The 22,919-nt window shown below is 37.1% G+C and carries 19 protein-coding genes; 14 read left to right on the forward strand and 5 right to left on the reverse strand.

Annotation, left to right across the window (positions count from 1 at the left end; translation table 11 throughout):
* Nucleotides 1-283: 283 nt before the first annotated feature.
* Together ACFO5T_RS12765 and ACFO5T_RS12770 are read right to left on the reverse strand one after the other, a co-directional pair.
* Nucleotides 284-913: an HmuY family protein gene (locus ACFO5T_RS12765; protein ID WP_380035025.1), complete on the reverse strand. Its 630-nt coding sequence runs from the start codon at nucleotides 911-913 to the stop codon at nucleotides 284-286.
* Between the two features lie 18 nt (nucleotides 914-931).
* Entirely contained in the window at nucleotides 932-3,013 is a 2,082-nt protein-coding gene (locus ACFO5T_RS12770) for a TonB-dependent receptor plug domain-containing protein (protein ID WP_380035028.1), read from the reverse strand.
* A 110-nt stretch (nucleotides 3,014-3,123) separates the two neighbouring features.
* On the opposite strand from ACFO5T_RS12770, the gene ACFO5T_RS12775 reads away from it, so the two are divergent.
* The 13 genes from ACFO5T_RS12775 to ACFO5T_RS12835 all read left to right on the forward strand — a co-directional run bounded on the left by ACFO5T_RS12775 (nucleotide 3,124) and on the right by ACFO5T_RS12835 (nucleotide 17,847).
* Entirely contained in the window at nucleotides 3,124-4,029 is a 906-nt protein-coding gene (locus tag ACFO5T_RS12775; protein WP_380035031.1) for a DUF6607 family protein, read from the forward strand.
* 2 nt (nucleotides 4,030-4,031) lie between these two features.
* Nucleotides 4,032-5,531, forward strand: a complete 1,500-nt coding sequence (locus tag ACFO5T_RS12780) for an ankyrin repeat domain-containing protein (RefSeq protein WP_380035034.1) — start codon at nucleotides 4,032-4,034, stop codon at nucleotides 5,529-5,531.
* On the forward strand, nucleotides 5,531-6,016 hold the full coding sequence (locus ACFO5T_RS12785; protein ID WP_380035037.1) for a DUF2271 domain-containing protein: 486 nt from the start codon (nucleotides 5,531-5,533) through the stop codon (nucleotides 6,014-6,016). Before ACFO5T_RS12780 ends, ACFO5T_RS12785 begins: the two co-directional genes overlap by 1 nt.
* 7 nt (nucleotides 6,017-6,023) lie before the next feature.
* Nucleotides 6,024-8,219: a PepSY domain-containing protein gene (locus ACFO5T_RS12790; RefSeq protein ID WP_380035040.1), complete on the forward strand. Its 2,196-nt coding sequence runs from the start codon at nucleotides 6,024-6,026 to the stop codon at nucleotides 8,217-8,219.
* Nucleotides 8,220-8,229: 10 nt separating this feature from the next.
* Nucleotides 8,230-8,580, forward strand: coding sequence for a DUF6686 family protein (locus ACFO5T_RS12795; RefSeq protein ID WP_375253202.1), 351 nt, complete (start codon nucleotides 8,230-8,232; stop codon nucleotides 8,578-8,580).
* A 277-nt stretch (nucleotides 8,581-8,857) separates the two neighbouring features.
* On the forward strand, nucleotides 8,858-9,274 hold the full coding sequence (locus ACFO5T_RS12800; RefSeq protein ID WP_380035044.1) for a response regulator: 417 nt from the start codon (nucleotides 8,858-8,860) through the stop codon (nucleotides 9,272-9,274).
* On the forward strand, nucleotides 9,274-9,816 hold the full coding sequence (locus tag ACFO5T_RS12805) for a heme NO-binding domain-containing protein (RefSeq protein ID WP_380035047.1): 543 nt from the start codon (nucleotides 9,274-9,276) through the stop codon (nucleotides 9,814-9,816). The genes ACFO5T_RS12800 and ACFO5T_RS12805 overlap by 1 nt, the downstream gene beginning before the upstream one ends.
* Nucleotides 9,809-11,782, forward strand: coding sequence for a PAS domain S-box protein (locus tag ACFO5T_RS12810; RefSeq protein ID WP_380035050.1), 1,974 nt, complete (start codon nucleotides 9,809-9,811; stop codon nucleotides 11,780-11,782). The genes ACFO5T_RS12805 and ACFO5T_RS12810 overlap by 8 nt, the downstream gene beginning before the upstream one ends.
* A 1-nt stretch (nucleotide 11,783) precedes the next feature.
* Nucleotides 11,784-12,881 carry an FIST signal transduction protein gene (locus ACFO5T_RS12815; protein WP_375253601.1) on the forward strand — a complete coding sequence of 366 codons (1,098 nt, stop codon included), beginning with the start codon at nucleotides 11,784-11,786 and terminating at the stop codon, nucleotides 12,879-12,881.
* Nucleotides 12,881-14,035: a sensor histidine kinase gene (locus tag ACFO5T_RS12820; RefSeq protein ID WP_380035053.1), complete on the forward strand. Its 1,155-nt coding sequence runs from the start codon at nucleotides 12,881-12,883 to the stop codon at nucleotides 14,033-14,035. Before ACFO5T_RS12815 ends, ACFO5T_RS12820 begins: the two co-directional genes overlap by 1 nt.
* On the forward strand, nucleotides 14,036-14,353 hold the full coding sequence (locus tag ACFO5T_RS12825) for an Hpt domain-containing protein (protein WP_380035056.1): 318 nt from the start codon (nucleotides 14,036-14,038) through the stop codon (nucleotides 14,351-14,353).
* A 38-nt stretch (nucleotides 14,354-14,391) separates the two neighbouring features.
* A complete protein-coding gene (locus tag ACFO5T_RS12830) occupies nucleotides 14,392-15,111 on the forward strand; it encodes a LytR/AlgR family response regulator transcription factor (protein ID WP_380035561.1) in 720 nt (239 codons plus the stop codon).
* Nucleotides 15,112-15,240: 129 nt separating this feature from the next.
* Nucleotides 15,241-17,847: a DUF6923 family protein gene (locus ACFO5T_RS12835; protein ID WP_380035059.1), complete on the forward strand. Its 2,607-nt coding sequence runs from the start codon at nucleotides 15,241-15,243 to the stop codon at nucleotides 17,845-17,847.
* 319 nt (nucleotides 17,848-18,166) lie between these two features.
* On the opposite strand, the gene ACFO5T_RS12840 is transcribed toward ACFO5T_RS12835, so the two are convergent.
* The 3 genes from ACFO5T_RS12840 to ACFO5T_RS12850 form a co-directional block, all read right to left on the reverse strand.
* On the reverse strand, nucleotides 18,167-18,805 hold the full coding sequence (locus ACFO5T_RS12840; protein ID WP_380035062.1) for an RloB family protein: 639 nt from the start codon (nucleotides 18,803-18,805) through the stop codon (nucleotides 18,167-18,169).
* Nucleotides 18,795-20,090 (reverse strand): AAA family ATPase, encoded by a 1,296-nt coding sequence (locus ACFO5T_RS12845; protein WP_035324990.1) that lies wholly within the window; start codon nucleotides 20,088-20,090, stop codon nucleotides 18,795-18,797. The genes ACFO5T_RS12840 and ACFO5T_RS12845 overlap by 11 nt, the downstream gene beginning before the upstream one ends.
* Nucleotides 20,091-20,261: 171 nt before the next feature.
* Nucleotides 20,262-22,283 (reverse strand): tetratricopeptide repeat protein, encoded by a 2,022-nt coding sequence (locus ACFO5T_RS12850; protein ID WP_380035066.1) that lies wholly within the window; start codon nucleotides 22,281-22,283, stop codon nucleotides 20,262-20,264.
* Nucleotides 22,284-22,778: 495 nt separating this feature from the next.
* On the opposite strand from ACFO5T_RS12850, the gene ACFO5T_RS12855 reads away from it, so the two are divergent.
* Nucleotides 22,779-22,913: a hypothetical protein gene (locus ACFO5T_RS12855; protein ID WP_262485442.1), complete on the forward strand. Its 135-nt coding sequence runs from the start codon at nucleotides 22,779-22,781 to the stop codon at nucleotides 22,911-22,913.
* Nucleotides 22,914-22,919 lie beyond the last annotated feature (6 nt).

The raw sequence follows: 22,919 nt of genomic DNA on the forward strand, positions 1-22,919 counted from the left end.
ATAAGGGTATATTTTACACCGTACCATCGAGTTAACAAGACGGTAATACGGGTAAGGGGGAATTAGGCTTTAACGAAAGCGTAAAACTACTACATATGAGTGGTAAATGCTATCACCTTGCTGTACCCAAAAATAGCCAATTACTTATGTTGTGCCGTAAAGCTAGCCGTAGTATTTATATATAAAATCACTCCTTGTGCACCAGTACTAATCTGGTGTTGTGAGACATCACAAAAAAAGCCCATCATAACGATGGGCTCAACTAGCAGACTAATTAAACAACTTAGTTAAAAGTTGTTTCGCCTTCATTAGGGTTATAGACATAGTTAAATGTGTAGTATCTACTCGCGTCTGTCTGTGGGTCTGGACTGGCAGGTGCATCTTGATAGTAGCTCAGTATCTCAACTTTTGCATAGTTACCCTCGGTAGTTTTAAATACAAGTATTTGTCCTGGTATGGGAGAGACCACGTTGTTTTGAAAGTTGTAATTGTACCACCCATTATCACTTCCCGTAGGGATGGCAAACTCGCTTTCTGAGTCTTGTGTAAACGTAAGACCTTCTGCTGTAGTCACATTATCAAAAGTACTAGTAACGATAGCTGCTGCCGCATCACCAGTGCGTGTAGGCTCATCATCTGTACCTGTTGCTACGCCACCATTTACAGCAATGGTAGTACCTCTAAAGGCAATATCCCATTCTGTATCACTTGTCGTGATTGCTCCTGTCTCAAAGTCAAATTTTGTAAAATCACCTCCTATAGGTGCTCCTTGTCCGCCCGTTTGTGGCGCATATAGATTACTTACTTGCTCTGCCTCAACAGGGGCGAGTGTAACCGTAGTATCATCATCGCTGCTGCAAGATGTAAAAGCAAGGATAAAGAGGGTTGCTAGTGTAAAAAAGTTCTTGTTCATTGTGTGTGTATTAAATAGTTAAAATTGATAATTAAGTGAGGCATACCCTTGTATGCCTGGTAAAGTAGGGATGTTACTATCTTTATAATCAAAGAGGTTATTTGCTCCTACTTGAAGCGTGAAGTCATTATAAAATGTTTTTGACGCAGCAACATTTGTTGTTAGGTAGCCGTCTACAAAGCTGGTGTCGTAGCGATCTATTAGGTTATTACCGTTTGTGTCAAACTGTGCGTACTTACTGCGGTAGAGTAGACGTACATTCATAGCTATATCTAGCGATGGGATGTTATAAAACAGCTTTGCATTTGCATTATGGCGGGATCTATTAATGAGTCCAAAATGGTCTTGGGCTGCTATAACAACCGTCTGGTTAGTCTCTGGGTCTCGCGCAAAAACTTGTCCATCTCGCACCGCCTCCCTGTTTGCATTGTTATATGCATACAGCAACTGGTACCCCGCACTAAGACGAAGTTTTTTTGAGAAGGTGTAGGACGCATTAAGCTCAAAACCTGTGGTAAATACCTTATCAAAATTTGCATAGCTAAAGACATTTTGACCATTTTGTTTTCTAGCAATAATGCGTGTATCAATTAGATTTTTAAAGTCATTTCTAAAGCCGTTAAGCTCTCCATTCCACTTTCCTTTTTTATAGGTGACGCCTAGGTTGTAACCTACAGAACTTTCGGCGGCGAGCGGTTGTGATAAGTCATCTTGAGAGATGAGTACATCTAGTATCTGGTCTTGATCTTGCAGTCCTTGAAGCTTACTTAACGCCACATTATAGCCCAAAACGGTGTAACCCACGGCAGCATTTGTAAAATCAAAGTAAAGCTGTCTAAAGTCTGGCGCTTTAAAGCCATACCCCACAGAGCCTTTAATTGCAATAGCATCTGTAGCCTCGTAGCGTAGGGCAATTTTTGGACTAAGTTGATCACTGTATTCAGAGTGATTATCATAACGTAATCCTGCTATAACATTCAGTTTGTCTAGGGGTGTGGTGTCATACTGTGCATAGATGTATTGCGAGTTAAAACGGACCGTCTCGTCAAAAAAGGTACGATCTAGCTGGTCATACTGTACCCCTATACCTGTTGTGAGTGATCCCGCTTTCGCGAAAGCGTAATTACCACGTACCTCTGGCCGCCATAATTTCTGGTTAAAGTCATTATCACTAAGCACTCCTGCCGAAATAGGGTCTTGTAGCAACTCCCTCGCTTGATAGTTTGTGTAGTAAAGTTCATAGGTAGTAGTGAGTGGGGAATCAAATTTTTGATCTAATTTCAGATGGGTGTTATACTCACGCTCGTCTGTATCACCCTCGTATCGCACATTATCTACCGTAAGGCCAGCTTCCTGCTCTTGATCATATAATCTAGCAGAGCCAAACAATGAAAGCTTGTCACTAAAGTCATAATACACACGACCATTTACAGTGTAGTTTACAAATGGATTTACTGTCTGTCCTTCATTTTCTGGTGTGAGATCATAACCATTGCTAGAGTTTCGGTTTGCAAACAGGGCATATCTCAATTTTTTAAACCCCTGCTTGATGCTGGCTTGCACGTCTTGTGTGGTATTTGAGCCTATGCGATAGGTCACATCACCATCTAGCTGTTCTGATGGTGGCTTTTCTGTAATAATATTGATAACTCCGCCCAGCGCTTCAGAGCCGTAAAGGCTACTAGAGGGACCTTTTACCACTTCTATCTGTTTGATATTACCTACGGTGAGCCTACTCAAATCAAAGTTTCCCGCACTACGACCCACTAGTGGCACACCATCTATAAGGATAAGTATATAGTCTGATGAGATTCCTTGTATTTGAACCCCTTCAAAACCGCTCTCATCTGCAATGGTGATAATACCTGTTTGCTCATTAAGTATCTCTTGTAGTCTTAAACTTCCAGATTGCTTTATGGTTTCTTGTGAGATTAAGGTTACGGGTAGGGGGAGGGAAGATAACTGTCGCTTTGTGCGAGTTGCCGTGAGGATCACTTCTTCTAGTTTTTCTGGTGTTACAGCCTCTGGTTGCTCTTGAGAAAAAAGTGTTTGTGAGGTTATAAGAATTACTAAGCTTACTGCTAGTGTTTTAGCGCTCATTTTATTTAGATTGATTCTTAATAGTGAGCAAATATAGTATTTATTGTTATTTAGATTTAATAAAAATAACTATTTTTACACCAGAAATTACTTAACAACATACCTATCAGATGAAAAGAATATTATTTAACCTACTTATAATAAGTATAGGATTACAAACCACAGCACAGACTAATAAGAAGGAGCTCGATAAAGAAGCTATAAAGAAGATGTGCGGCTGCTTTGAAGTGACTTTTAACTTTGCAGAGACCTTTAATTATAGCAATGACTCATTATATAAACCTTCAAAAAATAAGGTAAGCAAAGGGCTAGAGTGGGCGCAACTTGTTATAGATAAGGAAAATCAAATTGAGATACAACACTTACTCCAAGTAGGTAGCCCTGAACAACCTATGATTGTAAAACACTGGAGACAAAACTGGCTTTATGAAAACACAAACCTCTACTCATACAATGCAGATAATGTATGGACTTATGAGAGTAAAAGTGCAGATGAGGTAGCTGGACAGTGGACACAAAAGGTGTATCAAGTAGATGATAGTCCGCGTTACGAAGGCTCTGCAACCTGGGTACACGTAGATGGTAAGAGCTATTGGGAGAATACCGCAAATGCACCTTTACCTAGGCGAGAGTATACTACTAGAAGCGACTATAACCTTACGGTACGTGGTAACCGCCAGGAGATTACTCCTTATGGATGGGTACACGATCAAGATAATAGTAAGGTAGTGCGCACCGCAAACCAAGAAGATCAAGTAATAGCCAAAGAGAAAGGATACAACACCTACAAGCGTGTAGATGATAGTAAATGTGCTGCCGCTGCACAGTGGTGGGTTGATAACCAAGAAAAATGGGCGCTTGTACGTACTAAATGGGATGAAGTTTACAATAAGAACAAAGACCTACACCTAGAGCAAAAAGTAGATAATAAAGTGTTGTACAAGCACCTTTTTGGCGAAGGATATGAAGATCAAGAAAGTATAAACCAACTTATAGAATCATTTGTAAAAGAATAATTATGAAAAGAGCACATAACATATTACTACTGGCTATTCTTCTAGCAAGTACCCTAGTAAACGCACAAGGTGATAACATTTTTCTAAATAGAGATTTTTGGAAAGGTGATGTCACAGTAAGTACCGTCGCACAAAAAATAAAAGAGGGTAACGACCCGTCAATGCTCAATGCAAACGCCTTTGATGCTACGGTGTATGCACTACTTGAAAAGAAAGATGTTGCTGTAATTAAATATCTCCTGGCACAGCCAGGTAATGACGTAGCAAAAAAGACACACGACAGCCGTATCTATTTACACTGGGCTGCATATGCGGGTGATGTTGCGACTGTAACTTATTTACTTAAAGAGGGATCTAGTACAACAGCACTAGATAGCCACAGTTTTACTCCGCTAGCTTTCGGGATTAATGCTGGGCAGGTTCATCCAGCCATCATTGATGCTTTTGAAGATGCAGGCGTAAACCTCACCGCTCAAAAAAGTGATACCGGTGTAAACTTACTTTTACTTGCAGCACCATCATTAAAAACAGATGCAGATCTTGATTACTTTTTAAATAAAGGTTTTGATATAAATGCTACAGATACTAATGGGAATGGCATTTTTAACTATGCCGCAAAAAAAGGAAATATAGATTTTCTTAAAACCCTTGTAGCACGTGGTGTGGCTTATAAAAATCTTGCCAGTGATGGAGGTAATGCATTTATGTTTGCAGCTCAAGGTGGTCGTGGTTATAGTAACTCACTAGCCGTTTATGAGTATCTACAATCGCTAGGTCTTGAGGCAAATGTGGTTACAAAACAAGGTACAACACCTTTACACCGTCTTGCGTATAGCAACAAAGACGCAGCTATTTTTAATTTCTTTATAAATGCAGGCGTAGATGTAAACCAGAAAGATAAAAGTGGTACAACCGCCTTTCACAATGCCGCTGCCAGAAATAATCTTGCAATCGTGCAGTTACTCGCAAAGCAACTTATAGATATTAATACAGTGAATGATAAGGGGCAAACACCGCTTATGCTTGCTGTAGGCGGTAATGATATAAGTGTTGTACAATATATACTAGATAATGGTGGTGACGCTTTCGCGAAAGATAAAGCAGGTAGCTCACTAGCGTCATACCTTATACAATCATATAGCGCTAGAAATCCAAAAGCTTTTGAAGCTAAACTGGCCCTACTAGACACTAAAGGAGTCTCACTAACCGCTACACAAGCCGAAGGAAATACACCATTACATCTTGCAGTCTTAAAAAATAATGTAAACCTTGTAAAGCAGCTTCTCACATATAAACCAGCCATTGATGCAAAAAATAATGAAGGGCTTACCGCACTTCACATTGCAGCAATGAAGGCAAAAGACGACCGTCTTATGAAATTACTCATCTCGAGTGGTGCAGATCACACAGTAAAAACAGATTTTGAAGAGTCTGTACTAGACCTCGCTACCGAAAACGAACTATTACAGCAAAATAACATCCCTCTAACATTTTTAAAATAATGAAAAGTATCTATAAAATCATACCAGCCCTGTTACTCACGGGGCTTTTATTAAGTGCGTTTACCACAGCAACCACAAAACCTGTAAAGTGCCTTATCCAGATGACTAACTATAGTGGAGAAGGAGCCTACCTTGTAGTATCGCTTCTAGATCCTACCGGTGCGTATGAAGAGACACTCTATGTGCAAGGTAAAGACAGTGAGTGGTATAGTGAGATTACTGCCTGGTGGCAATTTTACGGGAAGCACCGCCCTAATATAGATGCAATTTCTGGGGCTACCATAAGTGGTGGTGAGCGCACAGTAACTGTATTACAAATACCAGAAGATAAAATTGATCAAGGTTATAGTTTACGTTTTGAAACCTCTGTAGAAGATCAAGAATATTATGAAGATGATATTCAATTTGAGCTTACTTCAGAAAACCTGAAAGCCAAAAAAGAAGGTAAAGGGTTTATACGCTACGTAAGAATGTTACCTCAGTAAGATACTTATGACCCTCTCCATCTGGCGATATAGTCACTTTGTACTAGCCTTAGTTTCATCTTTATTTTTACTTGTCGCAGCTATAACGGGTGTTATACTTGCGATAGAGCCTATTGCTCATCAAGCAAAAGGATATGATGTGCGTAAGCTAGATGGCATCTCACTAGGCACTACAATAGGTGTAGTTAAAGAAAACTATGATGAGGTTTTTGCCCTAGAAGTAACCACTGCAGGATTTGTAAAAGCGGCCGTGCTTACCTCAGAGATGGAGACGCAAGATGTCTACATAGATGCGCTTACGGGTGAGACCCTTGCCATTGTACAAGAGCGCCCAGCCATCTATAGCTTTGCGACTAACTTGCACAGATCACTGTTTTTAAAAACCCTAGGGCGTGTCTTTGTAGGTATAATAGCGTTTTTATTACTCGCTATAGCTGTTACAGGATTTTTATTGCTTATACAGCGACAAGGTGGTTTAAGAAAGATATTTGCTAGAGTTCATAAAGATTACCCAGAGTTACGATATCACGTCGTGCTAAGTAGGTGGTTTATCATCCCCATAATCATAATTGCTTTTACAGGCGTCTATCTCTCTGCCGAAAAGTTTGAATTAATACCTTCTCCAGAAACAGAACTAGTGGAGTACACCTCTCAAGATGATGCTGTGAGGTATGATCGTGTTACTGAGATACCCTTTTTTAAAGAAACAATGCTCAGTGAGGTGCGTGAGGTAGCTTTTCCATTTTCTAGTGATCCAGAGGAGTATTATGAGATTGCACTTTCAGATAAAGAGGTTTATGTAAATCAAGCTACTGGGGAGATTGTAAGGAGTACTACATATCCATTTATAGAAGCAGTATCTAAGATAAGTTGGGTATTACATACCGGAGAAGGAACCGTCTTATGGTCTATCGTACTACTACTGGCTAGTATTTCTATTTTATATTTTATGTACTCGGGTTGTGTAATGAGTATAAAAAGACTGTCAAAGAAGGGGAGAACGCTCAAAATGCCAGATAAGGATGACTGTGAGTATATCATTCTTGTAGGTTCGGAGACGGGTACAAGTCATTCATATGCACGCGCCCTGTATCAAGATCTTACTGCTGGCGGTAAAAATGTGTTTATGACGATGCTTAACACGTATTCCGCTTTCGCGAAAGCGCAACACATCATCATTTTTACATCTACATATGGAGAAGGTGAGGCACCTACAAATGCCAGAAAGTTTATAGAAAAATTTAAAACCATATCACAACCCAATGAGATTGCCTATGCTGTGGTAGGTTTTGGCTCACGTGAGTATGCAGACTACTGCAAATTTGCCATACAAGTAGATGGACTTTTACAGGCTCAAGCCGGTTTTATACCACAACTGCCGTTACACAAAATTGATAATGGAGATGTAGCTCAAATAAAAGAATGGGGCGCACAATACGGAAAACGTATAGGTGTAACATTACCGCTAGACACTAAGAATAAAGTAAAAAAGGCAGCCGCTTTACAAGACTTCAAAGTCCTTAAAAGAACTCAATTAAATGTAGATGAAACCTTCATTATTACCTTACAGCCTGTAAAAAAGACATCATTTATATCTGGAGATTTACTTGCAATCATACCGCCAGATACAACAGTCGCTAGGCAGTACTCCATTGCTAGGGTAGGAGACACCATAGTTTTAAGTGTAAAAAAGCACAGTATGGGTAAAGGGTCTTCTTATTTATACAGCCTTAATGAAGGAGCAATAATTAAAGCAAGTATAGATGAGAATAGCCACTTTCATCTACCTAAAAAAGCTAGGCAAGCGGTAATGATTGCAAATGGTACTGGTATCGCACCTTTTATAGGGATGCTGGATACAAAAGCACCTACGGAGTTTTATGTGTTTTGGGGAAGTCGAACAGCGGCATCTACTGCACTTTATGATGATTACCTCTTAAAGAAGTATGCTACAAACCCACGTGTACATTTTTATAAAAGTCACTCTAGAGAGGGTGACAAACAGTATGTGCAAGATGCTTTAAGAGTACGTCGCGATATCCTACTTAAAGTGATAGAGGATAAGGGCGTCATAATGATATGTGGATCACTAGCTATGCAAAACGATGTTCTTGACCTTCTGGAAGAAACCCTTAGCCAGTATGGCACAACAGATATCGCAAGCCTTAAGGAGTCTGGACAGCTAAAAACAGATTGTTATTAAAATAATACTTATGTGTACTAATCTCAAAACACTTTCAAAAAATATAGAAGGAGAACTCTCTTACTGCAAGGGCTGTAAAGTGTATCATCTCTATTTTAATAATATATACCTTCAGTTTACTCCTAGAGAGTTTAAGGCGTTTACAAAGTTTGTGTTTGAGATAGATATAGATTATTGGGAAGCTTCTTGCCAGCGCACCTTGCTCAAGCGCAAGATACCTATACAATCTATGCAGCAAAATCTAGCAATGGTTTTTAATCAAAGTGAGCTTAACGCACTTAAGGACTTATTAAAAGTTAGGACCAAAACAAACCGGTTACTCAAGCCTCACGAGATAGACTATATCTCTTTTTTAAATTAAAAGAGTGAAGGCATAAAGTCTATAAAATATTACAAGCTTATATTTTGTAATTAAAAATAAAATTGCTAAGTGGTTAGCAGTCAGCCAGTCGTGTTGCTATGAGACTAAATACTAGTATAAAATATGATTTTGCTTTCGCGAAAGCGTAAAAAACACCTTTTTTACCACTCGTCGACACTTTTCTACCATCCGTCGACAGTAAAATATGTGTTCAACTATTTTTCATCTAAGAATCAATTTTTAATATTCATATTTGTTGACATTTAAAAATAATGATTTGGGGTCAAATAAATTAAAAGTTCTTTTAATAGAGGACGATGCTATTGAAGTTATGAAGCTTAAGAGAGCGATAAAAAAGCTCGAGATGCAACACCATCTCATTGAGGCAAAAAACGGAGAAGAAGCGCTTACTATTCTTAAAGATGAGAATGTAGTGCCAGATATCATATTTTTAGACCTTAATATGCCACGTATAAATGGCATTGAATTCTTGAAAATATTAAAAGAAGATGAGGTACTTAGATATCTACCTACCATTATTCTTACTACATCAAGTAATAGAAAAGATGTGCTAGAGTGCTATAAGCACGGTGTTGCGGGTTATATTTTAAAGCCGCTTAAATATGAAGATTACGTTCAGAAAATAGAACGCACACTTAATTACTGGAGTCAGAACGAACTAATAAAAGCATAATGAAAGGAATCGTGTTTACAGGATTTTTAGATCTTGTAGAAGATAAGTTTGGACTCGAGATGGTTGACACCCTTCTTGCTAACTCAGAACTTCCGTCTAATGGAGTTTATACCGCAGTAGGTACTTATAGCTTTGCAGAGATGGTGAGTTTACTTACTAATCTTAATAAGGAAACTGGTATCGCTATAGACGACTTATTATTAGTTTATGGAGAGCACTTTTTTAGTGTAGTAAAGAAGAGTTACCCAGAGTTTTTACTTCAATTTAAAGATCCTTTTGATATGCTAGGATCTATAGAAAACCACATACACGTCGAGGTTATAAAAATATATCCTGATGCAGAGCTGCCTACTTTTGAAATTGTTAAACAGACTGAAAATGAGCTGGTAATGATTTATACGTCTAGTAGGGCGATGCACTCTTTTGGAAAAGGATTAATGAATAAAACATTTGAGCATTTTAATCAAAAAGCTACTATCTTAGTCGAGAAACTAAACGATAAGGGTACTGAAGTTAAATTCAGTATCACTGCAGATGAGTGAAGAAAAAATAAAAATGTATGAACGAGCGCTAGCTCGTGAAAAGGCGGCCCGAAAAGAGGCCGAACGTATTCTTGAAGATAAGTCTCGTGAACTTTTTTATAAAGGGCAAGAGCTACAAAAGGCAAATGAACAACTCGAAGGCCTTGTGCGGGAAAAAACCTCAGAACTTAAAGGGGTTTTTGAAAACATAGTTGATGCTTATGTAGTGACCAATCTTTTTGGTGACGTTTTAAAAATGAATGAAGCTGCAGAGCAGTTACTAGACTTTAATCTTTCAGAAAAGAAAAATATCCTAGACACTTTACATCAAGATGATGTAGAGAAGGCTGCAACTGCTTTTCAAAAATTATACAGCACAGGCTCTCTCACAGGTTTTAATGTAAGGATTGTCGCTCACGGTAAAACAGTACTACTTGAACTCAATGCAAGTATCGTTTATGATGAAAATCAAATCCCAATAGCTGCACAAGGGATTGTACGTGATATAACCGCACAAAAAGCCGCAGAGCGTAAACTTCTCAATTCAGAAAATAGACTGTCTGCAGTTATTTCTAATCTTGAGAGCGGGATATTACTAGAAGACGAAAACAGAAAAGTAGTGATTGCAAACGAGCGTTTTTGCGACTTCTTTAATATGGCTAGTACTCCAGCTGAGCTCATAGGTCAAGATTGTACTAATGCAGCAGAGCGATACAAACACCTATTTGAAAATGAAGAGCGTTTTGTAACTAGAATTAACACACTTATTGAACTTAAGGAGCAAGTAGTAGGTGATGAATTGCACCTCAAAGATGGCAGAATTTTAGAAAGAGATTTTATACCCATCTATGAAGAAGGCATTTATAAAGGTCACCTTACCACTTACAGGGATGTAACATTACATAGAAGGTTTAGAAAAAATATTGAGGCAGAAAGGGCTAAGTACAGTAGTATCATTGCAAATATGGAGCTGGGTCTTGTAGAGGTAGATAATGACGACAAGATTCTTATGGTAAACCAGAGTCTTGAAGAAATGTCTGGTTATACTGAAAATGAATTAATAGGCAAGAAGGGTAGTGAAGTACTTCTTGACGAGAGCTCAAGACAGGAACTCATAGAAGAAAATCAAAAACGCCTTGAAGGCTCATCAAACTCTTATGAGGTAGTCGCAGTGACTAAAAAAGGAGAAAAGAGACACTGGCTTATAAGTGGAGCGCCAAATTATGATCTAAGTGGTAATATTATAGGCTCTATAGGTATCCACCTTGATATTACAGCCATTAAAGAACTTGAATTACAAAAAGAGAGTTTATTACAAAAGCTAGCTTCTAGTAATCACGAGTTGCAAGAATATGCACACGTGGTTTCTCACGATTTAAAGTCTCCATTGCGTAGTCTTGATGCCCTATTAACCTGGGTAAAAGAAGATAATGCAGAGGTACTGTCAAGCGATAGTTTAGAAAACTTAGACTTGATGGGTACCACGCTAGAGAAGATGGAGCAACTCATAACTGATGTGCTTGAATACTCAAGTGTATCGTCAGACGAGGAGGAGGTACAAGACGTAGCTGTCTCTGGAGTAATAGATGATATAGAAAAGTTACTCCACATCCCTGATAATATACGTATAGAGCGAGAAACCACTTTACCTGTTATAAAGGCAGATAGAGTGCGTATACAACAACTCTTTCAGAACTTAATGAGTAATGCCATACGTTACTCAGATAAGGAACAGGGTGTTATTAAAATAGCTTGTAAAGAAGGAAAAACACATAATACCTTTTCTGAATCTGATAATGGGATAGGTATCGAAAAGGAATACCACGATAAAATATTTGAAATTTTCCAATCCCTTAATAAACACAAAGATTCTACCGGTATAGGTTTATCTATAGTTAAGAAGATAGTAGATCTTTATTCTGGTAAGATCTGGTTAGAAAGTACTCCTGGAGAAGGATCAACCTTTTTTGTTTCTTTAAAAAAATAATATGCTAATAGAAAGTACCAATTTGAAGGAAATTGCTAAGTCAATTTCGAATCACGTTAATAATAAGGCGGCCCTCATCTCTATTGCTGAGCATAGCGAGATAGTGCTTAGCGACTTAGTAGAAGAACTAAACAATGCCGGAATAAAATTTATGGGAGGTATATTCCCAAAGGTTATTCACGGAAAAAACATTTTAGAAAAGGGATTAGTAATAAATACACTAGATAATCTTGATTCTATTTTCTTAATTAAAAACATAAGCACTGGTGATTACGAGATACCCGATATAGAATTCAAGAACTCAGAAGAGTATAGTCTATTTACCTATGTCGATGGATTAACTTCAAACATATCAAACTACCTTAGTGAATTGTACATAAAATATGGGATGAATACTAATTACCTTGGTGGGGGAGCTGGAAGTCTTACGCTTGAGCAAAAGCCGTGTGTCTTTACTAGTGAAGGAGTATTTCAAGATGCCGCCGTTATAGCATTCCTTAAAATGTCTTCAAAAATTGGTGTAAGACACGGTTGGAATAAAATAGGGGGTCCCTTTATCGTTACAAAAGCGGAAGGAAATGTGATAAAGGAGATTAATTGGAAAAACCCATTTGAAGTTTACAAAGAAGTTGTAGAAGAGCATTCTGGTAAAAAATTTACAGATACTAACTTCTTCGACATAGCAAAAGGGTATCCTTTTGGAATATTAAAAGAAGATGCAGAGTGTGTGGTGAGAGATCCACTTATGCTTAATGATGCAAACGAGATGGTTTGTGTAGGTGAGCTAGAGGATAATATGCTCGTTGATATTCTAAATGGTGATAAGAATTCCTTAATTGAAGCTGCACAGAAGGCAACAGAAGATAGCCTTAGGCAAGCATCTGCTCCTAAAAAAGCAATTATAATTGATTGTATATCCCGTATTTTATTTCTGGAAGATGATTTTGATCTTGAGTTAAATGCAATAACAAGCACGATTAAAAATAAGTTTCCAGAAGTATCTATTGGAGGTGCACTAACCTTGGGTGAGATTTCATCATATGGAGAGGGTTTTTTAGAATTTTATAATAAAACTACCGTAGTAGGACTTTTTGAATAATGAATACAGAAAATCACATTTTAGATATATTACAGCTTCACGAGTATGGTATGGCCATCGGGCAATCCTTAGAATATAAAAAGAGTTGTGATCTATTCTTGAAAATCTTACTTAAACGTAAAAATTTAAATGCAGCCTGGATACTAGAAGATATTAAAGACACTCTCCTCACTACCTACGCAATACCTCAGGGTAACGAAGTAAGTAAAGTGTATACCTCCCAGCTTAAGGAAGTGCTTAGCAATATGGACGATCACTTATTAGTAAGTGACATTTCCATAATACAAAATGCAGCACCTTTCTCAATAGATAACGGTTCTGTGGCAATTTTTAATCTCAAAAAGCAAGGTTTCTTATTCTTATATTCCAAAAAAAATAATATTTCTTCAATAGACCTTTCACAACTACAGCCAGTAATAAATAAATTTTGCGTTAACCTTCAGGCTTGTAAAGCTTTTGAGGAACAAGAAAACTTACTAAAAAACTTAGCGTCCCAAAACCAAGAATTAAGTGACTATGCACATATGGTTTCGCACGATTTAAAATCACCATTACGCAGTATAGAAGCACTCTTAAATTGGCTCAAAGAAGATTATCAAGAAGCTTTAGGTAAAAAGGGTAGTGAAGAGATTGATCTTATTGGGAGTCATTTAGAAAAAATGGATAATCTCATTTCTGGTATATTGCATTACTCATCTATAGACAAGGACTTACGCAAAGAGCGAGAGATAGATCTTAATGTATTACTAGATGATGTGTTAAATCTACAAGCTGTCCCTAGTAATGTTGAGGTAATCATCAAAGATCTACCCACTATCGTGGCAGACAAGGTAAAAATCCAGCAATTATTTCAAAACCTCGTAGGTAATGCTATTTCTAGTATGGATAAACCAGAAGGTAAGGTCACCGTAAGTTGCGAGATAGTCGCTCGGGCTCCCAGATTTAAAATAGCAGATAATGGTAAGGGTATCAATAAAGCCTACTTTGAGAAAATTTTTCAAATTTTCCAAAAATTAGATAGTGACACTTCAGGTACCGGCATAGGGCTCTCCATAGTAAAAAAGATTGTAAGCTTTTATGGTGGTAAGATTTGGCTTGAGAGCGAAGAAGGAGTGGGTACAACTTTTTATTTTACATTACCACATACTACATAAATGGAAAAGCCTAATCTAAGCTACATACAAGAACTTTCAGGTGGAGACGCATCTTTTGAAAAAGTACTCATCGGGGTGGTACAAGTAGAGCTTCCTGTAGAGATCGCAGAGTATGAAGAGAATATGAAGAATTCCGCTTTCGCGAAAGCGGCAGAAAACGTACATAAAATCAAGCACAAACTAGGCATAGTAGGCCTCGTAGATGGGTACGAACTTGCCATCACTTATGAAGCCGAACTCAAAGAAGATAACACACGCTTGGAACAAGAATTTGAAGACATCTTAAATAGCGTCATAGATTTTATAAAAGATTTATAATCTGTAAATTGCATATACAATACTAAATGCCTCATATGTTGAATTGTATAATTGTAGATGATGAAACTGCTGCGAGAACTATAGTCTCGCATTTATGTAGTCAAGTAGATAACCTTACTGTAGTAGATGACTTCCCTAACGCGATGCAAGCGATTAAGTTTTTAAATAAAAACGAGGTCGATCTTATATTCTTGGATATACATATGCCAGATTTTACGGGTTTTGACTTTATAGACTCGCTTAAAAATCCGCCAAAGATTGTTCTCACCACTTCAGATCGTGACTTTGCTATAGAGGCTTTTGAGTACGATTGTATTGTAGATTACCTAGTAAAACCTATTACATTACCTAGATTCCTTAAGGCAATGCAAAAGGTAGAAAGCTTTAAAGCACCTGTGGTTCAAAAAGCAGCTCCTATTGTACAAGAAGCAAAGCAAGAAGAGTCAGAAAAGGAGATGTATGTAAATATAGACAGGCGTCTCATAAAGATTGTATTTGATAACATATTTCTTATCGAGGCCAAAGGTGACTACGTACTTATAAAAACCGAAGGGAAGAATTATACAGTACACTCTACACTTAAAAAGATAGAAGAAAAACTGCCAGACAGCTTGTTCTTAAAAGTACATCGCTCTTATATCATTAATATTAAGAAAATAGTTGATATTGAGGATAATAGCGTCCTCATAGCAAGAGATGTAATCCCTATAAGCCGTTCTAATAGACCAGAACTTATGAAGCGACTTAACTTGTTGTAAATTAAGAATTTCCATTCGTCTACAGTAAACTACCACTCGTCGATATCACGACTAGTGCTATCGAAAATTAAAAAATACAGGGTATAAACGACCTAATTTTGTTTCTATAATCAAATCCATAGAAGCATAATGAAATCAAATCTTTACTCACTAGCACAACAAGTTCTCTTAGTAGCTTGCTTAGTATGTACTTTTAATGTAGGTGCACAAGGTATCCCTTTTAACTGTGATTACAGTGCATACCTATTTCAGTATAATGATGTATATGCGATTGATCTTGCCTCTGGAAACTCTTTTCTAGCGGCCGAAAATATAACTTCTGGTAACATTAATGCTGCAGCATATAACCCTGCAGATGGTTTTATATGGGGGTATTTATCTAGCCCATCAAAATCTATTGTGAGAATAGGTCAAGACTTTAACACAACCGTTTTTACTATAGATGCACTTACCACGGGTAATAAGTATGTAGGAGACATAAGCGCTACGGGACAGTATTATTTTAAAGCTGGTGGTAGTACGTACTATAAAGTAGACTTAGACCCAACATCAAGTACCTATACAGAGCTTTTAAGCACAGAGACGCTATCACAAAGCATTAACGTGCACGACTGGGCTTTTAATGCAGTAGATAATCAACTATATACTGTAGAAAAAAATTCAAACATACTATACCGTATTAATCCAGAAAACGGGGTAGTGCAGTCACTTGGAGAAGTGCCTATCTTATCTGGTCTTAAATACACCTATGGTGCTGTATATTTTGATGCATCAGGGAGATTTTATGTCTCTGCAAACCAGACAGGAACTATCTACGTAATACAAAGTGTACAAGACCTAACGGGAAGTAATAGTATGGACTCAAACCTCTTTGCTTTTGGACCATCAAGTGCTAGTAATGATGGCGCGCGTTGCCCTACTGCACCAGTGTTACAAGAAATATGTGATAATGGTATAGATGACGACGGTGACGGTCTTACAGATTGTGAAGATCCATCGTGTTCTGGATATGGAGACTGTGCAACTATAGACCCAGAAGCTTCTACTGGTAATAAGGGCGGTCTTGAGAGTAACAATAGATTATCTAATGCGATTGCAAAACGTAATTTTAACCGTGCAAAAGAGAGCTATATATTTAATAAAGACCTAGCCCCACTTAAAGAAAAAACAGCAAACTATGGAGTGAGAAATGCACAGTCATTTACACTACAAGATTTTATCCCTCTAGAAGAAATAAATGAAGATTATGTAGTAGAGTCTACTCCAGAAGACCTTGTTGATATTACAAACGCTACAGAAGTATATGCTGTAGACTATATTAAAAATGACATCTCTACCGCTTCTATACTAGCACTCAAAACTGAGAATGGCGTATATGAGCACACTAAATATATTTGTGATCGTTTACTAGGAGCAGAGCTTACCTCTGTGTCTACCATAGAGATTAATGGACAGCAGTTTATTAAATCCCTTATAAGAAATATAGATGGCAGCGTAGAATTTGTTTTAAGCCTTTCGGCGAAAGAAGTAAATAACGGAGCAGAGTTTGCCGTAGAGAGCCACTGGAATCTAGATCGCTATGAAGAAGAGGTAACTTTTTACAACTTCCAAATATGGGCAAACTCAATAGATGACCTTCATAAACTAGGACAACAATTATTAAACTTACTTGAAGTACAAAAACCAGTAACATCTTATGAGGTAACAACACCGCCTACAGTTTTTGTAAAAAGTGGTAGCTATACAAATGGTGCATTACAGCTAGAGATTGTAAACACAAATGCAACAGAGAGTGTAACCTTTGATGCAGGTATAAGAGCTACAGAGACAAGTGATCTCGTGACAACTACCTCTACAATAGATCTAGGAGAACAGTACATCACAGAAGTTACTATTGACACAGGGTATTTATTTGACATAGGCTTTAGAATAGGAGATGGTATAAACACACCAGATGACTTATTTCTATCTGATGGGCCTTGGGGAGTAGATGCTTCACAAGATGGTACAGAAGTTCTCTCTTATGAGATTACAGAAAATGAGAATACGTATAGTGATGAGGTATATGCTATAGAGCGCAACCTAGCCTTCACAGCAACAACAACGAGTTATGTAGGAGCTTACAGAGCACTTACACCACGTTTTCAAGCGGTAGATGTAAGTGACTATAACGCACTACAGATGAGCGCAAAAGGAACGGGTAACCTAGAAGTAACTTTTGTAAAAGCAAGCATAGAAAACTGGGAAGAACAGTACAAAGCAACCATTGAGCTTACAGATAGCTATCAAGAGATAGACTTCTCACTTGAGAACTTTGTAAACGGCTCGGGTGCACCACTAGTACTTGATGATCTTGTAACGATAGTATTTACAATGGTATCTCAAGACGGAACAGCACAAACTAAAGAGATGTTTCTTAATGACATAAGATTTGCAAACTCAGAAGCCCTTTCGGTAGAAGATGTAGATGCTACAGCAGAGTCTCTAGCCTTAACAAACTATCCTAATCCTTTTATAGGAGAAACTACGATAAGCCTAGCAAAAGCAAGTGCAACGGTACAAATCACAGTAGTAGATATGCTAGGGCGCATAGTAGACACGCAAGATATAACAACAAATAATGGAGGGTTAACAGCTGTATACACAGCTCCAAACCTACAGACAGGCATCTATACCTATAAACTAGTAGATAGTGCCTCACAACAACACAGTGGCAAGTTTGTCATAAAGAGATAAGTAAGTAGTTTTTTTGATTTGATTTGATGTTTGGCCATCACCGGGGACGGTGGTGGCTTTTTTTTGTGGGTGGGATAAAATGTATTTCTGAGCGATAATACTACATTACTTAGTACGCTTTCGCGAAAGCATACCTTAAGTAAGAGAAGTAAAAACAGCTCATCACGGTGGTAAAAAGCTGTTAAAACAAGCCATTACCTTCAACAAAGCAGTAAGATCAAATGGCGAAAATTATAGGTTAAGATTAGCTTAGAAGTGCTTACTGATGGGAGTTGAGCTAGGCTTGTGTTTTAAATGAGTTGTTTGTTGGCAGTAGGTTTTATTTTTCAAGTCCATCTTTTATCGGTTTCGTTTCAAAAATTGAATGCATTTGACAAGTTCCATTTTCAGGATTATTGAAATCAAAATCATTAACTCTATTAGAATTACCTATGGCTACATCTAAATGTGGTTTTAATTTCTTATAAATGTCATTATTTTGTTTAGTATAATATTTTTGAGTTTTTTCATAATCTGGTAAATGTTTTTTTAATTGCTTAATAGCATTCTCACAATTATTGAAAAATTTTCCAGTTCTTTCAAAATGAAGCAAAATCCAAAATTCTATACAAGGATTATTAATTATAACCTCAACATTATCGTATTTGGAAGAGATTTTTTGAATATATTCCTTTAGGGATTGAATAGGCGTTTTGGCTCCTTTTTTCACTTCTCTGCTTTCTTTGATTAAAACATCAAAATCCAATAACCAAAATACCTTATCATACTCTTTAGAAGATTCAATTACTTTTTTAAATTGGTCTTGAAGTTTTTTCTTTTGAGGAATTTCAGGTTTTAAATCTACTCTTAAAGAACGTTCATTTCTTTTAAGCATTTGGATATACCAAAATTCACATTCCCCTTCAACAATAAAAGCGTATCTAGGTTTTCTTTTGGGTGTATTTCTTTTAGTTCTCATACTCAAAATTCAAGTAATAATCTCCAAGGTTTGGTGTTCCACCTAATTTTCCCGCTTTGTATGCATTTAAAACGTTAGTCGTATCTCTAACAATAGAACTATCGAAATCGGATAATGAATATAATTGAGTAGAACAGGAATCATCTTTGTCTGTAAACCAAATGATGTCATTTCTGAACAAATCTTTATTATTTAATATTTCTCGATTATGGGTTGTTGCAATAATTTGAGATTTTTTAGAATTAACTAAAAAAGATAATAGAAAATGTATGTATAAATCAGGATGTAATGAATCTTCTAATTCATCAATAGGAAAAGCTATACTTGAATTAACTAATAAACTTAATAATCCAGCAAAACCATAATATCTTTGAGTTCCTTGAGATTCTAATTTAAACGGGAGTGAATATCTTTTTCCGTCAATTGTGTGTTCAAGTTCCAATTTTTTTAAAGGATTTGATATAATTTTTTCAATCATATCCTCTGGCATCTCAAGTACCTCTAAAACTTTTAACATTTTATCGTCAACTACTTTTTCCTCTTCATTTATTAGAATGTCAGAGATATTAAAATCAGCCTTTTTCAGTATATCTACTAAAATTTCTTTTTTTAATTTGGATTTTTCTATTTCAGAAGTGATAAATCCATCAAGTTCAGTTTTAGTTTGTACTAAGGGGTTTAGGTATTGAGAAAACCAGTCTGTTACTTCTTTCAAGTGGAAGAGTTCTATGTTTGTTTTTAGAAAACCTCCTAAAACCGTATTATTCCATAGAGTGTTCGCTTCAAGGTTTTTTTCAAAGGTTTTGTCTTTTTTTATTTTACTACCGAAAGTGATTTCAGTTAATTGTTTATTTAAATCAGTTGTTCTTTTAAAAACACTAGCTTTTTTAGGGTCATAATATTTCAACTCTTCACTTAAAATGGCTTTCTTACAATATTCTACTTCATATGAGTATCTAATATTATTCTGTATAAATTCAATTGAAAAGATAGTACTATCATTCAGAGAATTGTTATCAAAATGAAAAGGATTAAAATCTAAGATATCAGTCTTCTTTTCTTCTGGTTCTAGAACCAATTCTCTAAAATAGTTTAAAGCTTTTAAAATAGTAGTTTTTCCAGAAGCATTTGCGCCATATATTAAGGCAACCTTTAATAGTCTAAGGTTGTTGTCTGTATTAATAACGTAGTAATCTTCTAAATCGTTTGATTTAGTTGCTTCAAAGGAAAGTGTTTGTTTTTCTTTTATTGAACCAAAATTCTGTATACTAAAATTAATTATCATAATTTTTAGTCTTAATTTGTAAATGTTTTACAAATATAAGGCGAAGAGTGTTTTGGTTGATGTTAATTTTGGTATTTATTAGCTTACTACTAACAGGAAAGTCTATGAAGAGAGTACGGAACTAAATAGTTGTCCGGACTTTTCTATTGCTTGAATTCGTAGCCTTCAAGATTACATCTTTATAATTCCTTTTTCAAGTACTTGCCATCTCAATTTTAAACCTACTTCCATAAACTCAAATCCTGCTGCGGTTGCAGAGGCAATGTTACTGTACTTACCGTAAGCACCCATCTGGAAGCGGTTTGATATCGCATATTGTACTCTGGCTTCTACGCGAAATAGCGTGGTAGCCTCATCATCTTCTACTACTTGTAAACCTCCTGCAGCGTTTGCTGCATAGCTCCACTTTCCTGCCTGCCCAGTAAGATCTAAAAACAACTCAACTGCTTGATATTTTGACGGGCTAAAGTACAACGTAGGTACTTGATCCTTAAAACCTACATACTGGTAATTGATACCACCTTTAAGCGTTGGTTTTTTTGTAAAGTTGTAATATAAAGAAGTGAATAGTAAGTTACGAGAGTTTCCATCTGTTTGCTGCGTGTGCATTAAACCAGTATACCAACCTAGATTTATGTTTGTTCCCATATTGTAGTTAAGGGAATAGTTATTCATAAAGATTTTTTCATCTATCAGTGCGGCGTTAAAATCTTGTAACGTCCTGCTATAACCCACCTCTAAAAACTGTAACGGAAAAGGTCTTGATTTTACAAAAATAGATCCATTTACATCTGTATACTCATTTGCATCTGCATCTGCTTTTACAAACCCTAAGGTTCCTTCTAGCCAGGTATTGTTTATGACTCTGTAATGAGCTCCAAGGCTTGCATTTGTGTTATAAGCCATCGTGTTTGTGGTCATATTTTCGGTAGTACGGTAGTTGTAAGAAAATATAGCCTTAAACCTACTTGTAAATGGCAAGGTAGCGGTAAGACCAGCCGAGTATGCCTGGTTATCACCGTTATCTTCGGTGTATGCAGCTCGTGTTTCGATCACGGGAGCGAGGCTACTTTCTATTGTTTTCATTAACCCAGTAGCATCTTTCTGATTAGGGTAGAAGGTTAAGGTATTTTTCGCGAAAGCGTAAGCCTCATCCAGATTACCTTGTGCACGGTACGCATTTGCAATCCCAAGATTTCCGTCAAAAGAGGCACTGTCCTTCTCAAGGATACCGTTATACACCTCGATACTCTTTTTAAAAGTCCCCGTGTACATCCCTAAAGTTGCCTTAAGGGCAGCCACGCGCGCATTAGTCGGGAAGGTGCTTTTAAGATCTGCAATGGCAGTTCTTGCTGTGGCATATTTTCCGTTCCAGATGAGTGCTTGTATGTAGCGCTCGTTTGCGGTAATGATTTTTGTAGTGTCCGCTTTCGCGAAATTAATACTCTCCTGCGCCAGTGATAATGCGAGCTTGTCGTCTTTCTGTAAGTGAGCAACTAATGATTTACCCACTTGCGATGTTAAGGTATCTGAAAGTTGGTTATACATCGTGTTTGCATTCTCATAATCCTTCTTTGCGATATAGGTATTTGCAAGCGCGCTTATGATTTGCTGATCGTTAGGCATATCCTCAAGAGCACTTTTAAGTAATTGTATTGCCGCATCATATTGAAAGGCAGTTGTGAGTTGGTTTGCCTTACCTAAACGCATAAACTTTTTTGACACCGCAGCATTTGCATTACCAGGTTGTACGGTAAGTGCCTTGTTTACATAAGCGATTGCCGCGTCATATTCTTTGAGATTAGAAAGCGTGTTTGCATAGCCGAGTAGAGCAGAGAAGCTTGTACTGTCTTTGGCAACCAGGGTTTCATAAAAGTCTTTTGCAGCGCCAAAATCACTATCCCATAAAAGAGACTCGGCATAGTTTAAGCCCACTTCAAAATCTGTAGGGTAGTCTGCTTTGAGGTTTGTAAAAAGTGTTCTTGCTTTGCCACTCTCACCACTCAACCCTAGAGCACGACCGTAACAGAGTCTTGCCGTTTTATTATCTGGGTAGTCTTCAAGCACTTCGCCAAAAAATGTTTTTGCCTCCTCATATTTCCCAGTTTCTAATAAAGTGAAACCTGCAGACATATCTTGGCTGTATGCTGTGGCACCTAGTAGGAAAAGAATAATATATGTTAGTTGTCTCATTGCTTATGTTTTACAAGTGCAAGTTATGGCAATATACAAAGGATTCAATCTTAATGTATCTGCAATTCGTCGACACTTATCGTCGACTGGTGGAGGTTGCGTAAAGTGTGAATGGAGTTTTGAGGGAAGTGAGCTTCGGACATCTCCCCAACCCCTCTTCGAAGAGGGGCTTTTTTTCTCCTCCTCTTCGAAGAGGAGGCTGGGAGGAGATGTTTTGCGTTTGAGTGATTAATATATAAATGCTGGGAGGAGATGTTTTAGCGTGTGAGTGAGAAACAGAGAAATTCACATAAGATCTTTTACCCCCCAAACCCCCAAAACCCAGTCCTTATATAGTATCACATTAAACTTTCGCGAAAGCGACATTATCACAAAATATGCTTTAAAGATAAAACACGACCACTCGTCTACAGTAAAATTCTACTCATCGAAATATCAATCGAAAGCCTCTTAATTGCTCGCATATTTGTACCAGAAACAAACAACAAAACAATTATGGGACTTACAGTAATAAATAACTCAAACACATTAAGAGTAGTACACAACGCTAGAAATACACAAGCTAGTAACACATTAAGTGTAGTACACAGAAAGGTAGATAAGCCGGTTATCCAGTTAATGACTTATTAGTAACTT

Source organism: Dokdonia genika (genome assembly GCF_042652845.1).
In the GTDB taxonomy this organism is placed as follows: Bacteria; Bacteroidota; Bacteroidia; order Flavobacteriales; family Flavobacteriaceae; genus Dokdonia; species Dokdonia donghaensis.

What these genes read in the sequence shown, in the direction of transcription:
- ACFO5T_RS12765 (WP_380035025.1), bottom strand. Translation starts at nt 913, where the DNA reads ATGAACAAGAACTTTTTTACACTAGCAACCCTCTTTATCCTTGCTTTT.
- ACFO5T_RS12770 (WP_380035028.1), bottom strand. Translation starts at nt 3,013, where the DNA reads ATGAGCGCTAAAACACTAGCAGTAAGCTTAGTAATTCTTATAACCTCA.
- ACFO5T_RS12775 (WP_380035031.1), top strand. Translation starts at nt 3,124, where the DNA reads ATGAAAAGAATATTATTTAACCTACTTATAATAAGTATAGGATTACAA.
- ACFO5T_RS12780 (WP_380035034.1), top strand. Translation starts at nt 4,032, where the DNA reads ATGAAAAGAGCACATAACATATTACTACTGGCTATTCTTCTAGCAAGT.
- ACFO5T_RS12785 (WP_380035037.1), top strand. Translation starts at nt 5,531, where the DNA reads ATGAAAAGTATCTATAAAATCATACCAGCCCTGTTACTCACGGGGCTT.
- ACFO5T_RS12790 (WP_380035040.1), top strand. Translation starts at nt 6,024, where the DNA reads ATGACCCTCTCCATCTGGCGATATAGTCACTTTGTACTAGCCTTAGTT.
- ACFO5T_RS12795 (WP_375253202.1), top strand. Translation starts at nt 8,230, where the DNA reads ATGTGTACTAATCTCAAAACACTTTCAAAAAATATAGAAGGAGAACTC.
- ACFO5T_RS12805 (WP_380035047.1), top strand. Translation starts at nt 9,274, where the DNA reads ATGAAAGGAATCGTGTTTACAGGATTTTTAGATCTTGTAGAAGATAAG.
- ACFO5T_RS12810 (WP_380035050.1), top strand. Translation starts at nt 9,809, where the DNA reads ATGAGTGAAGAAAAAATAAAAATGTATGAACGAGCGCTAGCTCGTGAA.
- ACFO5T_RS12815 (WP_375253601.1), top strand. Translation starts at nt 11,784, where the DNA reads ATGCTAATAGAAAGTACCAATTTGAAGGAAATTGCTAAGTCAATTTCG.
- ACFO5T_RS12820 (WP_380035053.1), top strand. Translation starts at nt 12,881, where the DNA reads ATGAATACAGAAAATCACATTTTAGATATATTACAGCTTCACGAGTAT.
- ACFO5T_RS12825 (WP_380035056.1), top strand. Translation starts at nt 14,036, where the DNA reads ATGGAAAAGCCTAATCTAAGCTACATACAAGAACTTTCAGGTGGAGAC.
- ACFO5T_RS12835 (WP_380035059.1), top strand. Translation starts at nt 15,241, where the DNA reads ATGAAATCAAATCTTTACTCACTAGCACAACAAGTTCTCTTAGTAGCT.
- ACFO5T_RS12840 (WP_380035062.1), bottom strand. Translation starts at nt 18,805, where the DNA reads ATGAGAACTAAAAGAAATACACCCAAAAGAAAACCTAGATACGCTTTT.
- ACFO5T_RS12845 (WP_035324990.1), bottom strand. Translation starts at nt 20,090, where the DNA reads ATGATAATTAATTTTAGTATACAGAATTTTGGTTCAATAAAAGAAAAA.
- ACFO5T_RS12850 (WP_380035066.1), bottom strand. Translation starts at nt 22,283, where the DNA reads ATGAGACAACTAACATATATTATTCTTTTCCTACTAGGTGCCACAGCA.
- ACFO5T_RS12855 (WP_262485442.1), top strand. Translation starts at nt 22,779, where the DNA reads ATGGGACTTACAGTAATAAATAACTCAAACACATTAAGAGTAGTACAC.